General features: G+C 54.7%; 13 protein-coding genes. All 13 read left to right on the top strand.

The genetic code is table 11. The features are described 5' to 3' along the window. The first annotated feature begins 22 nt into the window (after positions 1–22). The 13 genes from hisF to PVA01S_RS20640 all read left to right on the top strand — a co-directional run bounded on the left by hisF (position 23) and on the right by PVA01S_RS20640 (position 14,306). Positions 23–781 carry an imidazole glycerol phosphate synthase subunit HisF gene (gene hisF / locus PVA01S_RS20700; protein WP_127609179.1) on the top strand — a complete coding sequence of 253 codons (759 nt, stop codon included), beginning with the start codon at positions 23–25 and terminating at the stop codon, positions 779–781. Further along, positions 778–1,470, top strand: coding sequence for a bifunctional phosphoribosyl-AMP cyclohydrolase/phosphoribosyl-ATP diphosphatase HisIE (gene hisIE, locus PVA01S_RS20695; RefSeq protein WP_127609177.1), 693 nt, complete (start codon positions 778–780; stop codon positions 1,468–1,470). Before hisF ends, hisIE begins: the two co-directional genes overlap by 4 nt. Positions 1,471–1,501: 31 nt before the next feature. Further along, the gene (hisJ, locus tag PVA01S_RS20690; protein ID WP_054797497.1) at positions 1,502–2,329 is read left to right on the top strand and encodes a histidinol-phosphatase HisJ; all 828 of its coding nucleotides are present in this window, start codon (positions 1,502–1,504) and stop codon (positions 2,327–2,329) included. Positions 2,330–2,429: 100 nt separating this feature from the next. Beyond that, positions 2,430–3,380: a ribose-phosphate diphosphokinase gene (locus tag PVA01S_RS20685; protein WP_054797498.1), complete on the top strand. Its 951-nt coding sequence runs from the start codon at positions 2,430–2,432 to the stop codon at positions 3,378–3,380. 180 nt (positions 3,381–3,560) lie between these two features. Continuing rightward, entirely contained in the window at positions 3,561–5,309 is a 1,749-nt protein-coding gene (locus tag PVA01S_RS20680; protein ID WP_127609175.1) for a tetratricopeptide repeat protein, read from the top strand. A 34-nt stretch (positions 5,310–5,343) separates the two neighbouring features. Beyond that, a complete protein-coding gene (gene trxB, locus PVA01S_RS20675) occupies positions 5,344–6,291 on the top strand; it encodes a thioredoxin-disulfide reductase (protein WP_054797499.1) in 948 nt (315 codons plus the stop codon). A 190-nt stretch (positions 6,292–6,481) separates the two neighbouring features. Next, positions 6,482–7,432 carry an ROK family glucokinase gene (locus tag PVA01S_RS20670; RefSeq protein WP_127609173.1) on the top strand — a complete coding sequence of 317 codons (951 nt, stop codon included), beginning with the start codon at positions 6,482–6,484 and terminating at the stop codon, positions 7,430–7,432. 295 nt (positions 7,433–7,727) lie between these two features. Next, entirely contained in the window at positions 7,728–8,627 is a 900-nt protein-coding gene (gene rapZ, locus PVA01S_RS20665; RefSeq protein WP_127609171.1) for an RNase adapter RapZ, read from the top strand. After that, positions 8,624–9,613: a gluconeogenesis factor YvcK family protein gene (locus tag PVA01S_RS20660; RefSeq protein WP_127609169.1), complete on the top strand. Its 990-nt coding sequence runs from the start codon at positions 8,624–8,626 to the stop codon at positions 9,611–9,613. The genes rapZ and PVA01S_RS20660 overlap by 4 nt, the downstream gene beginning before the upstream one ends. Before the next feature lie 5 nt (positions 9,614–9,618). Beyond that, a complete protein-coding gene (gene whiA / locus PVA01S_RS20655) occupies positions 9,619–10,545 on the top strand; it encodes a DNA-binding protein WhiA (protein ID WP_127609167.1) in 927 nt (308 codons plus the stop codon). Positions 10,546–10,770: 225 nt separating this feature from the next. Then, positions 10,771–11,040: an HPr family phosphocarrier protein gene (locus tag PVA01S_RS20650; protein WP_010500412.1), complete on the top strand. Its 270-nt coding sequence runs from the start codon at positions 10,771–10,773 to the stop codon at positions 11,038–11,040. A gap of 451 nt (positions 11,041–11,491) precedes the next feature. Further along, positions 11,492–13,270, top strand: coding sequence for a copper amine oxidase N-terminal domain-containing protein (locus PVA01S_RS20645; protein WP_127609165.1), 1,779 nt, complete (start codon positions 11,492–11,494; stop codon positions 13,268–13,270). A gap of 223 nt (positions 13,271–13,493) precedes the next feature. Then, on the top strand, positions 13,494–14,306 hold the full coding sequence (locus PVA01S_RS20640) for a hypothetical protein (RefSeq protein ID WP_127609163.1): 813 nt from the start codon (positions 13,494–13,496) through the stop codon (positions 14,304–14,306). Positions 14,307–14,381 lie beyond the last annotated feature (75 nt).

Here is a 14,381-nt window from a genome sequence, read left to right as displayed (position 1 = left end):
TCCATACGAAAGGGGTACGGCTATGCTAGCCAAACGAATCATTCCCTGTCTTGACGTCAAGGACGGCCGGGTCGTCAAGGGTGTTAACTTTGTCAATTTGCGCGATGCCGGAGACCCGGTGGAGCTTGCTTCGATTTACGACCGCGAAGGCGCGGACGAGCTGGTTTTTCTCGATATCTCGGCTTCGCACGAAGGACGGGCGACGATGGTCGAGGTCGTGCAGAAGACGGCGGGGCAAATTACGATCCCGTTCACGGTCGGGGGCGGGATCGCAAGCGTGGACGATATGAAACGGCTGCTGCGCGCAGGCGCGGATAAGATCGGGATTAACACGGCGGCGGTGCGCAACCCGCAGCTCGTGTCCGACGGCGCGCGCCGGTTCGGTTCGCAGTGCATCGTCGTCGCTGTGGATGCCCGCTTCAACAAGGAGTGGGGCGAGTGGGAAGTGTTCACCCACGGCGGACGGAACGCCACGGGCATGAAGGCGCTGGAATGGGTGAAAGAGGTGGAACGCCTCGGCGCCGGCGAAATTCTGCTGACTAGCATGGATGCCGACGGCACGAAGGACGGCTTTGATGTGCCGCTCACGAAGGCGGTGTCGGAGCTGCTGACGATTCCGGTTATCGCTTCCGGCGGAGCGGGGAAGAAGGAGCATTTTTACGAAGTATTCGCGGAAGGCAAGGCGGATGCGGGTCTGGCTGCAACGATTTTCCATTATAAAGAGATAACGATCGAAGAGGTTAAGGACGACCTCAAGGCTAAAGGAGTGGAAGTGCGATGAGCGAACGAAAAACGGCAACCAACCTGGAGGAGCTCCTAGCTGCGGTGCGCTTCGACGCGCACGGTCTCGTGCCGGCCATCGTGCAGGATGCAGTCAGCAAAGAAGTGCTGATGATGGCGTACATGAACCGGGAGTCGCTCGGCAAAACGTTGGAATCGGGCGAAACCTGGTTCTGGAGCCGTTCGCGCAGCGAGCTGTGGCATAAAGGAGCGACGAGCGGTAACATTCAGAAGGTGCGCTCGCTCCGGTACGACTGCGACGGCGACACCTTGCTCGTGCAGGTCGATCAAGCGGGCCCGGCTTGCCATACAGGCAGCTACAGCTGCTTCTATCATGACGCGAAGATCGGCGCGCTGGCGGCGGATGCGGCAACGGCGAACGATTCCGACAAGCAGGACCGCTTCGCCATCTTGAACGCGCTCGAAGCGACCATTGCGCAGCGCGATGCCGAACGGCCCGAAGGCGCGTACACGACGTATTTGTTCGAGAAGGGCGTCGACAAAATTCTTAAGAAAGTCGGCGAAGAAGCGGCCGAAGTCATCATCGCAGCCAAAAATCGCGACAAAGACGAGCTGCGTTACGAAGCAAGCGATCTCATCTTCCACTTGATGGTGCTGCTGCGCGAGCAGAGGCTGCCGCTGGACGACGTGATGCGGGAACTGGATCGTCGTCATAATAAACAGAAATAAACGTCAGATTTTCAGGATAAGGAGCGTTTCTATGCGCATTGATTACCATACGCACCATGTGCGCTGCGGACATGCGTCGGGAGAGCTTGAGGAGTACGTGTTGAAGGGCATTGAGATCGGGCTCGTCCAGTTGGGGCTGTCCGATCACATGCCCTTGCTCCATGTCGACCCGGCCGCCTATCTTCCCGGCATGGCTATGCCGATGGAGGAATTGCCGAATTATGTCGAAGAGGCGTTCCGACTGCAGGAGAAATACAAAGACCGTATCGACATCCGGGTCGGGATGGAGGGCGACTATATCGAAGGCTGGGAAGCCGAGATCGAGCGTCTTGTGAAGGCGTATCCATGGGATTACGTCATCGGCTCGGTTCATTTTCTGGGCGAATGGGACATTACGGACTACCGGCAAACCGATGGCTGGAAAGAACGCGACGCCTACGAAGTATACAAGCAATACTACGACGCCGTCGGCAAGGCTTGCCGAACCGGATTCTACGATTACATCGGCCATATCGACGTCATTAAGCGATTCGGCTTCAAGCCCGAGCAAAGCGTCGAACACCTCGAACGACAAGCGCTGGAGGCGGTCCGGGCGGCGGGCATGGCGATCGAATTGAATGCGTCGGGGCTGCGGATGCCGGTGAACGAGATGTTCCCGAGCCGGCGCATGCTGGAATACGCCCTGGAGCTTGGAATTCCGCTCACCATCGGCTCCGATGCGCATCAGCCGGAGCGGCTCGCCCAATATTTGGATCAAGCCGTCGATTTGTTGAAAAATGTCGGATTTAACGAATTAGCCACATTTAAGGGCCGGAAACGGACGATGGTGCCTATTGGTTTCGATTCTTTTCATGTATAATGAGGGAGTGGAAGCATTCTAAATTTTATGTAAACGCTCAAGACTTCCGAGTCTGGGCATCGTCAAACGAACCACGTAACAACAGAAAGCGGAGGTAACCATGTATACCGACAAATTGAAGATTTTCTCGGGTTCGTCCAACCCGAAACTGGCGGAGCGTATTTGTCAAGAGCTCGAAGTGCCGCTAGGTCAGATCAAACTTTCCCGATTTAAGAGCGGGGAAATTTACTGTCTTTACGAAGAGAGCATTCGTAACTGCGACGTGTTTCTCGTACAAACGTTCTCGCATCCGATTAACGAGCACTTCATGGAACTTCTCGTGATGATGGATGCGGCGAAACGGGCATCCGCGAGAACGATCAACCTTGTCGTTCCTTACTATGGTTATTCCCGCCAAGAGCGTAAAGCCGCGCCGCGCGAGCCGATTTCGGCCAAGCTGGTTGCGGATCTCCTGACGGCGGCGGGCGCCGACCGTGTGATCACGATCGACCTGCACGCTCCGGCGATTCAAGGCTTTTTCAACATCCCGGTGGATCATTTGACGGCGCTGGATTTGGTTAGTGATTATATTAAAGGTCTGAATATCGAAAATCCGATCATCGTATCGCCGGACGCTGGACGCGCTACGACGGCTGAGAATTTGGCCAACATTCTCGATGCGCCGTTCGCGATGATGATCAAGAAAAGACCCGCTCATAACGAAGCGGTTATTACGCACGTCATCGGGGACGTCGAGGGACGCACGCCGATCATTATCGAGGACCTGATCGATACGGGCACAACGATCGTGAATGTTGTCGAAGGTCTGAAAGAGCGCGGAGCCAAGGACGCTTATATCTGTGCTACGCATCCGGTGTTCTCCGGCCCGGCGCTGCAGCGTCTGGACCATCCGAACATTGCGGAGGTGGTGATTACGGACTCGATCGCGATTCCGGACGATCATTCCGCCCGGTTCAAGGTATTGTCCGTGTCCCACTTGCTCGCCGATGCGATCAACATTATCGTGTCGGGCGGCTCGCTCAGCTCCTTGTTCAAGTACGGCGGAGTATAAAACTTATCCTAAATGTTTTTTCCACACGTCTCCGGCTTTCAAAACCTACGGTTTTGGGCCGGATTGTGTTATAATTAGGAATCATTAGAATTCCGGGAAGCAACAGACGATAGCTAACGTCATTCGTTATTCGTATTCGGCGGTAAGCTCTACCGGACGGGTCACGGAGGTGCCTTAACCATGGAGAAGAAAAAACGTGTGCTGCCCCAGACCAGCACCAATGTCGTTCCGATGCAAATGGATGCCACGTTCTTTTTCGAAAAAGCCGTTCAATCCCTGGACCGTTATCATTACGATAAGGCATTGAAGTATTTTCGCCGGGCGGCCGAGTATGAGCCTGAAAATCCGGTCAACCATTGCAATTTGGCTGGGCTTTTGTCGGAAATGGGCAACTACGAGGAATCGAACCGCATTTTGCAGCATGTCCTGGATCAGATCGATCCGGCGATGACGGAATGTTATTTTTATATGGCCAACAATTTTGCCAATATGGAGAATTACGAGTCGGCCGAGAAGGCGATCGTTCATTATCTGGAGAACGATCCGACAGGGCAATTTCTCGAAGAGTCCGAAGAAATGATGGAGCTGCTGCGCCTGGAGCTCGATCGTCCTGCGAAGCTGACGACGATCAAGAGCCGGGAAGGCTTGTTCGAGCACGATCGCGCGCGCAGCATGCTGGAGGAAGGTAAGTTCTCCGAAGCGGTGCGGCTGCTGGAGACCATTATTCGCAACCATCCGGACTTCATGGCGGCGCGCAACAATTTGGCGCTCGCTTATTATTATATGGGTCATTTCGACCGATCGGTGCAGATGATTCGCGAGGTGCTCGAGCTGGAGCCCGGCAATCTGCATGCGCTTTGCAACCTGGCGATTTTCTACCAGCATTTCGGCGACCGCGAGAAGCTGGCGGGGCTGCTGGACATGCTGCGCAAGACGTATCCCTTCCATCAGGACCATGTGTTTAAACTGGCCACGACGATGGGTATATTAAGTGAACATGACAAAGCGTACCGGCTGTTCAAAAGGCTGTTAAAGACAGGCGAGGCCGGACCGGACCCTTGCTTGTTCCACTATGCGGCCGTAGCCGCATACAATACCGGCCGCTGGGACGAAGCGGAGCGGTTGTGGCGGCAAGCGGAGAAGAACGATCCGGGCTCGGATATTCCGAGATTTTATTTGAATATCTTGAACAAGCGTCGCGACGGCGATACGAAGGCTCAGGTGAGCTATCATTATCACCTGCCGTTCGAGGAACAGCTGCGCGGCATGGAGCGTAAGGAAGGCGGCCTGCCGGATCACTTGAAAAAAGATCCGCTCGTCCGTTCCTCGTTCTTCTGGGCGCTGCGGCACGGCGATACCGATACGAAGCTGCAGGTCATTCAGGCGTTTGGTCTTATTGCGGACGATGAAGTAAAGGATGCGCTGACGGAGTTTATTCTGGAGCCGGAGGAAGACGACTATTTGAAAAAGATGGCCGTGTTCGTCCTGCGCAGCATCGGGGTGAAAGATCCGCTGCCGGCGGTGCTGGAAGGCCGTTCGACGACCGTCGCACCGTCGCCGCATTCTCCGAGCCTGCCCGTATGGGACCGGAAATGGCAGCTGGTCATGGAATTGGCGCAGCGTGAAATGGCGCGGCGGTACGATATCGTACAGCAGTACGATTTACAGACCCTTTGGGTAGAATATTTAACGCGGGTATTTCCCGCCGTTCCGAAAATCGCAAAGGTGGAGGGCTGGGCCGCGGCGCTCGAATATTGGATCGCCCGGATGCACCGTCGTCCTGTCAGCTTTCAAGAGACAGCCGACCGTTATGGCGTTTCCGTGGCTACGGTCAGCAAGAACGCCAAGCTCATCGACGAGGCTTGCGGTTTACGCGAGAAAATGGACTCCATTTTCCGAAAGTTTTCCGGACTGGAAGCTCCATCCTAAAAAATAAGCGGGATCTGTAGGGAGGACACCTTCTATGTACAAATCAATCGTAATCGGAACCGGCCCGGCCGGTTTAACGGCAGCTATCTACTTGGCGCGCGCGAATCTGAACCCGCTCGTCATCGAAGGTCCTGAACCCGGCGGTCAATTGACCACGACGACGGAGGTCGAGAACTTCCCGGGTTTCCCCGAAGGCATTATGGGGCCGGAATTAATGGATAATATGCGCAAGCAGGCCGAACGTTTCGGCGCAGAATTCAAGACCGGCTGGGTCAACAAGGTCGATCTGTCGAAACGTCCGTTTAAGCTTAACGTCGAGGGCTTGGGCGATATTGAAGCGGAATCGCTGATTATCTCGACGGGCGCTTCGGCGAAGCTGCTCGGCATTAAGAACGAGAAGGAAAGCATGGGCCGCGGCGTCAGCACATGTGCCACATGCGACGGATTCTTCTTCCGCGGGAAGAAAATCGTCGTGGTCGGCGGCGGCGATTCGGCGATGGAAGAAGCGAATTTCCTGACGCGCTTCGCTACGCAAGTGACGCTGGTGCATCGCAGAGCAGAGCTGCGCGCTTCGAAGATCATGCAGGACCGCGCGCGCGAGAATTCGAAGATCTCGTGGAGCTTGAACCGGACTCCGCTTGAAGTCGTGTCGGGCGACAAGGGCGTTACCGGGTTGAAAGTGAAAAACAACGAGACCGGCCAGGAAGAAATCATTGAGACGGACGGCATTTTCGTCGCGATCGGCCATAAGCCGAACACGGATTTCCTTGAAGGTCAAATCGTTACGGATGAGGTCGGCTACATCTTGGTCAAGCCCGGCACTTCGATGACGAACGTTGAAGGCGTGTTCGCGTGCGGCGACGTGCAGGACAGCAAATACCGTCAAGCGATTACCGCGGCGGGAAGCGGATGTATGGCCGCGCTCGATTGTGAGAAGTTTCTGGAAGGACACATGGTGCACGACTGGAGCCAAACGCTCTAAAAGGCCGTCTGCATAAAGCGTGGAACAAACTTGTTCCACGTTTTTTCCCGTGGACTCTTCTTGACCTCCCGGGTGGGTTGCCTTATAGTTGGAACATGGAGCGCTCATCCTGAGCGGCTGGACAAGACCATAAAGCTCGAACACATACAAAGTTAGACGATGCGATTATTTATGAGGTGAGAAGACGGGTATGGGCGATCAAGTGTATTTGGGAGTCGATTTGGGAGGCACCGCGATTAAGGTAGGTTTGTGCGACGAACAGGGCAATCTGCTGCAAACGGACGAAGGGCCGACCGGAACCGAGCACGGCCCCGATGTAGTGCTGGAAAATATTGCGCAGTATGCGCGTAAACTTGTAACGGAATCCGCATATACATGGGATCAAGTGGCCGGAATCGGTGCCGGGATCGCGGGGTTTCTGGATATCCCGGAAGGCTTTGTCAAGCTATCTCCCAACCTGGGTTGGCGGAATGTGCCGGTCAAAAAAATTCTTGAAGAGAAGCTCGGCAAACCGGTCAAAATCGATAACGACGCGAACGTGGCCGCTCTTGGCGAAGCTTGGGCCGGCGCGGGCAGAGGCATCGCGAATATCGTATGCTACACGCTTGGAACGGGCGTAGGCGGCGGAATCATTATCAACGGCCGCATCTATCAAGGCTCGAACGGTATGGCCGGTGAGCTCGGTCATATGATCATCGTGCCGGATCTCGAAGCGATCGATTGCGGCTGCGGCAAGAAGGGCTGTCTCGAAACCGTATCTTCGGCGACGGGCATCATCCGTATGGGGAAAGAGGCCGTAGAGCGCGGGGAGCATACCTCGCTTGCGCTCGTGGAGAACATTATGGCCAAGGACGTGTTCGATGCTGCGAAAACCGGCGATGAGACGGCGCTTCGCATTATCAACCGCGCCGCTATGTACCTCGGCAAATCGATGGCCACCGTGTCTGTCGTGATCAACCCGCAGCGTTTCGTCGTAGGCGGGGGCGTGTCCAAAGCCGGCGACATTCTGTTCGATGCGATCCGCAAATATTACCGCGAGTGCACGCAGGAAACAGCGCAAGAGGGCGTGGACATCGTGCCGGCCATCCTCGGCAACGACGCCGGTATCGTTGGCGCCGCAGGTTTGAACCTGCGCGGCTAATTTTTGAAAGCAAGGTTCGCAGGTCAAAGCGCGAACCTTTCATATACTATAGCGAGGATTGCTGCGAGCGGCGGCTGTTAACTAGCTGCGATTCGTGATCGGGAGGAGAAACACCCGGAAAGTTTACGTGGCTACTTTAAAATTCGGTCTTTACCCTGCTGCTTTTGTTCTTTAGAAACCGAATTTTAACTGAGCTTGGAGGGAGTTTCTCCGGACGCGGAAACCTATCGCAAAGGTAGCTTGTCTCGCCTCCACGCAGCAACTCCGAGCCTAACAAAGGAGTGCTACAGTCCCCATGGAAGAAATGCAAAGCCTAGGCAAGCTGGTCATCATTACCGGCATGTCGGGCGCGGGCAAAACGATCGCCGTGCAGAGCTTGGAGGATTTGGGCTTCTTTTGCGTAGATAACCTGCCTCCGGTGCTCATCCCGAAATTTGCCGAACTGATCGAGCAATCGAAGGGCCGCATCGGCAAAGTGGCGCTCGTGATCGACTTGCGCGGCCGCGAATTTTTCGATTCGTTGTCCGAGTCGCTGCGCTACTTGAACGAGAATTACACGTTAACGTACGAAATCTTATTTCTGGATGCGACCGATTCCGCACTTGTTCAGCGTTACAAGGAAAGCCGGCGGAAGCATCCGCTTGCGCCGAACGGAGCTCCGCTTGAAGGGATTCACCAAGAGCGGAAGCTGCTGGAGGAGCTGAAGGGACTTGCCACGCAAGTCATCGATACGAGCAGCTTGAAACCGGTGCAGCTTAAAGAACGTATTGTATCCAGGTTTACGAACCTCGAGACGGGCATCATCTCCATCAATGTGATCTCATTCGGCTTTAAGTACGGCATTCCGATCGACGCCGATTTGATCTTTGATGTGCGCTTTTTACCGAATCCGCATTATATCGATCACCTTCGCCCTAATACCGGCCAAGACCCGGACGTATATGAATACGTGATGAAATGGAACGAGACTCAGGATTTTTTGACGAAGCTGCTCGATATGCTTCATTTTTTGGTGCCGCAGTACAAAAAAGAAGGAAAGAGCCAAGTCGTTATCGGTATCGGCTGCACCGGAGGCAAGCACCGTTCGGTAGCGATCGCCGAATATCTCGGCAAGGTGATGGCTAACGGCGAGACGGAGATTGTCCGTGTGAGCCACCGGGATTCCGAGCGAGATCGGGTTGAGGTGAAACAATGAGCTCTGATCGGGAGAGCGCAGCCTATTTACCGCGAATCGTTGTGCTTGGCGGGGGCACCGGACTGTCGGTGATGCTGCGCGGGTTGAAGCAAAAGCCGATCGACATTACGGCGGTCGTTACCGTGGCGGACGACGGCGGCAGCTCCGGCATTTTGCGTTCGGAGCTGGAGATCATTCCTCCCGGCGATATCCGCAACGTGCTGACGGCGCTTGCGGACGTAGAGCCGCTGCTGGGCCAGCTGCTGGAATATCGATTTGATAAAGGAAATGGATTGGCAGGCCACAGCTTGGGCAACCTAATGCTGGCAGCGATGCGCGATATTACGGGCGACTTCGTGACCGGCGTGCGTGAGCTGAGCCGCGTGCTGGCCGTGCGCGGCCGCGTGCTTCCATCCTCGGACCAGGCGCTGGTGCTGCGGGCGGAGATGGAAGACGGCAGCATCATCGAAGGCGAGTCGAAGATTCCGAAAGCCGGGGGCGTAATTCGCCGCGTTTCCATCGAACCGAAGGACGCGCGAGCTTTGCCGGAGGCGTTGGAAGCGCTTCGGGAGGCGGATGCCATCCTTGTCGGCCCCGGCAGCTTGTATACGAGCATTTTGCCGAATTTACTCGTACCGGAAATTACGAAGACGATTGTGGAATCGAAGGCGCTGAAGATGTTCATCTGCAATGTGATGACGCAGCCCGGCGAGACGGACGATTACAAAGTGAGCGATCATCTAAAGGCGGTTCGCGACCATGTCGGCGAAGATTTGTTCGATTACGTCATTGTCAACAACGGCGAAATTCCCGAGCAGGTGCAGGCGAGATATGCGGAGCAGGGCGCCAGGGTCGTTCATCTCGATCTGGACGAGGTAACCAAGCAAGGGTACAAGATCATCGCCGACAAGCTTGTTTTGTTCCGCACGTATTTGCGTCATGATGCCGAGAGGTTAAGTCAGCACATTTATCAACTGGTGGAAAGCTGGATGTTCAAGAAGAGGTGATTTCTGTGTCCTTCGCCGCACAAACGAAAAAAGAGCTAACGCTCATGGAGTCCGACCGCTGCTGCGAACGGGCTGAGTTATCCGCACTGATTCGCATGAACGGTACCGTACAGCTGACAAGCCAAAAAATCGTGCTGGACATCTCGACGGAAAACGCCGCGATTGCCAGAAGAATTTATTCGCTGCTCAAAAAAACGTTTCATGTGCACACTGAGCTGCTTGTACGGAAAAAGATGCGGTTGAAAAAAAACAACGTATATATCGTGCGCGTACCGGTACAAGTACAGGATATCCTCAAGGAGCTGTACATCGTCTCCGAAGGATTCCACTTTACGGACGGCATCGAACCGGGCATCATTAAACGGAGCTGCTGTAAGCGCGCATACTTGCGCGGAGCGTTCCTGGCCGGAGGCTCGGTAAACAACCCGGAAGGCTCGTCGTACCATCTGGAGATTTACTCGATGTACGAGGAGCATTGCAAAGCGATCTGCAAGCTGGCCAACGAATTCGACCTGAACGCCCGCTGTATCGAACGGAAGAAAGGTTTCGTCTTGTACATCAAGGAAGGCGAGAAGATTATTGAGTTCTTAAGTCTGATCGGCGCGCATCAAGCGCTGCTGCGCTTCGAGGACGTCCGCATCATGAAAGACATGCGCAATTCGGTTAATCGGCTGGTTAACTGCGAAACGGCGAATTTAAACAAGACCATCGGCGCTGCAGTCAGGCAGATCGATAACATCCGGCTGCTGCAGAAGGAAGTCGGGCTTGAGAACTTGCCGGAGAAGCTGCGCGAAGTGGCCGAGATCCGCTTGAAGCATCCTGACATGAATTTGAAGGAAGTCGGCGATATGCTGAAAGGCCATGTAAGCAAATCGGGTGTCAACCATCGGTTGCGGAAGATCGACGAGATGGCGGAGAAGTTGCGAAAATAAGAACTTTAGCCGGTTCAAATATAGATATTTTGTGGAAATCATCAAAAATTCTAGTGCAGAACGCCGAAAAATGCTATACTAGTTGAAAAATCGCATTTTTGCGATTACAGCTGTTTACCGCTGTAAGCAAGTCAGTCTACCGTTGCAATTTGTAAAAATAAAATTTATCTATAGGGTGATTTGCCCTTCATGGATGAGCTAATAAAAGTAGGGGGTATTGGTTGCATGTCGAGACGCCCAGTAGTCGTTAAGTTGAAAACAGGCCTTCATGCCAGACCGGCGGCACTTTTCGTACAGGAAGCAAACAAGTTCTCTTCCGAGATTTTCGTGGAGAAGGACGAGAAGAAAGTGAATGCCAAAAGCATCATGGGGATTATGAGCTTGGCCATCAGCACAGGGACCGAAGTTCACATAAGTGCCGAAGGTTCGGACGCAGAGCAGGCTGTAAACGCTTTAGTCACCTTGGTCAGCAAAGAGGAATTGGAGAACCAATAAGCAGAGCCGCAAGCTTCCGGGAGGAAGCTTCTTCCCTTCCGGGGATTGCGGTAATGGTATCGGTATTCGCGAATCACGGCAGTCTGTTTCAGATAGAACAGATTGCTGGAAGCGAACGACAGAGATGAATGCGCTTGCAATTTTCGTGCCTGCGGCAGACCGGTAAAGCGAGGCAGGATCGTTAGCGGAAATTTCGCTCGCGGCGTAATTGGTGGCATTTGTGCTCGTGGTCGCGTAGTGGGTAAACATGAACGGGAGGCCTCGATTTCCTGGAGGGGAGTCGAGGCTTTTGTATGTTTAAAATTGTACATTTCATGAACATCTGGCTAAACGGCGACTAATACTCGAAACACGCGGCAAATGGGGCGCAACCTTTTATAGGCAGCTATCGTCTAAATTGTCGTCGTATATTGGTATCCTGAAACAGACAGAAGAGGAGAAGAAACAACACATGAGACGTATGAAACAGGAACTGGCCTTATTGCTGGTTTTCACACTATTGCTCGGGACGTTTGGCTTCAGCGCATCGGCTGCTGACAAGAAGGAATCTTCGGTATCGTCAGGGACGACGTACGTGCTGCTGTACTTAAATAAAGCGGAAGCGTTCTTGAACGGGGAGCAGGTCACACTCGACGCCCCGGCAACGATTATCAAGGATAAAATGTTCGTTCCGGCGAAATTTCTGGGCGATGCGTTCGGCATGAAAGTCGAATGGAACGAGCAGACACGGATGATCGAGATGGAGACGCCGAACGCGCAAATTTTGCTCGACAGCGATAACAAATCCGTCTGGATCAACGGTTATTGGATGCGCTTTGACGACGCGGCGGCGATCGTGAACGGCCGCTTGATGGTCAAACTCACTTGGCTGGCGGATTACATGGGCGCCCGTTATACATACAACGACGAGCTTAAACGCGTCGAAGTGTTATATGTGAAGACGCCGCAAGGCATCTATATCCCGGATACCGGCAACTCCAAGCCGGTAGCCAAGTTCAGCTTCGGCAAGTCGGTCTACAAGATCGGAGAGCCGATCAAATACGTCGATTTGAGCTACGATCCCGATGCCGAGGGCATTGCGAAGTTCGACTGGAAGGGCCGCCAGGAAGCGATCTTCACGCCGGGCACCTATCCGGTGACCTTGACGGTAGAGGACATTCACGGGAACCGGAGCGAGCCCTACACGCGCTATCTGGTTATCGGCAAGGAGACCTATCTGAATGAGGTGGAGTATCCGATTTACCGCAGCCCGGTAGGCTCGTTCATCAAGACGAACTGGTCCGTACTGTGGAGCAATTTCCACGAGCTGCCGGAGCTGCCGAAGCAAGTGACGGAAGACAAATCGCGCAAGCTGCTTGTCAGCGACAGTCCCGAGACGTTCGAGCAGCAAGGGATTTTGTATCAGGATACGATCGAAGGCAAGGGTCGCCTGTACGCAGACCATATTAACGGTACGAACGAAAAAGTGACGATGGCGATACTCGCCAAAAATATGACGGATAAGCCGGTCACCGTCAGAACGACGAACAAAGGCGAAGTATGGCCTTCCGTATATGCGAACCTGATCGGAAACGAAGCGACAGTCGACTTCCTGCTCGGCGACCCGCTGAACGAGAAGCTGACGATTCCGCCGAATCAAACGTTCGTCTATAAACAAATGCCGGACTTCTATCCGGGTCAAGGCGTGAACCTGTTCTATGACGTCGAAACGGACGGACTGGTGCAGTTTTCGTTCATCGCCTCCAGCCAGATCTCGCAAAACTCGCTGACGTTACCGCTGCTTCCGTTCAACGGACACGTGCGCGGCTCGTTCCCGGTGTCCGAGGTGCAGTGGAACATCGACGCGACCACCTTCACGAGCCCGTCGAGGCTGATCGTCGGGGACGGGAAGATCGATCCGTTCCAGCCGGGCTACGATACGATTCGGATGCAGCAGGTGAACAATGACGGCAATTATGGGGTTGTGTACAAAATTCACGCCGATAAGCCGCGCAAAATGGCGGTTATGATTTTGCCAAAGGGCGGTGTCTTTAAAGGTCCGTTCAAAATCAACGGCGAAATTCGCCTTGTGCCGGAATCCGGCGTCATCACGGCGTTTGACGGCATGCAGATTCTGGCTAAAACGACGGGGACGGAAGAAGCGCTCGATATCGAGTTCAGCCCGCCGGCCGGTTCGGCGTTCCCCATCGATTTAATCTTCTACCCGCTCGACGAGCGTGAAACCAAGTAACGAACGAAGCCTCCCGGTTCTTTAGCGGAATCGGGAGGTTTTTTTGTGCGAATGGCGGGATGCCCGAAGCCTTAAGCACGATGGAGTGAGCGCGTCTTGATGTCCGCCGTCAGTCAATCGTCATCGAAACGTTATTCGATCCCGCGTAACCTTCGCGTCTCCTGAACCGTTATAGAAACGAGCAGGTCAATTTTTGGAAACCAAGCAGGGGGGCGCAGGTAACATGGGAATCGGACGGCATGCTCCGGAAAATTGGATGAGAGTGACAGGTTGGAGCTTATTTGCAATAGGCACGCTGTTTATACCTTATGTTCCCTGGTATATCTTGGGCGGCATCCGCGAGGAAGAAATCGGAAGGTGGGGGTTCTTCGCCGTCATCGGCGGGCTTGTCGTCGGAGTCTGTACGCGGATGTACCGACTGGGCTCGCTTCCGGTGAAACGAGGCCTGCTGCTGCTTGGTATCGTCGGCATGGCTTTCGTCGTCTTGGGGCAGGTGCCCGCCTTGTTCAGCTGGCTGATGTACGGGGGCAGCTTCGTACGCCATTGGATGCCGTGGGAACGGATCGGGTTCGGGCTTGGCATGCTGCTGCACATCTGGCTGGCGGTCACGGCGTTAATGACGGCGGTCGTATCAGGCTATGCATTAACCGGCCGGATGGAGCCGGAGCTGCGGCTGAGGGCGAGGGAGGGTGCGATTTATTTCGCTCTACTCGCGGCAGTTATCGGGGGGTGGTGGGGCTGGGACTGCTATCAAAGCTCGCATTGGATCGCGCAAACGGTTCCGGCGGACGGAAGCTTGGAGGTTCCCCGCGATAGCGAGGTTCGGGTTGTGTGGAAGGGCCGGCACGACAGCATGGGCATGCGCGTTCGTTACGCAGATTCGCCGGATACACCGGTCCCGGGAGAGACCGCGGGTTCCGGCGGCGGTATGAGCTACAGGCCGGAGGGCGGCTTTGCTCCCGGAGCGCGTGTGCAGATCACCGTAGAGGCAGGGCGGCGTACGCATACGTTCACGTTCACTACGGCGTCGGAATAACCCTGCCGTCTGGCGATATGACAACAGCCCTGACCCCGCGGCAGGAGAGCCGTAGAGTCAGGGCTGTTACAGGTT

The sequence above is a fragment of the Paenibacillus validus NBRC 15382 genome (assembly GCF_004000985.1).
GTDB lineage: Bacteria > Bacillota > Bacilli > Paenibacillales > NBRC-103111 > Paenibacillus_G > Paenibacillus_G validus.
The sequence above is the reverse complement of the archived record's forward strand: the minus strand, read 5'-3'. Positions and strand labels throughout refer to the sequence as shown.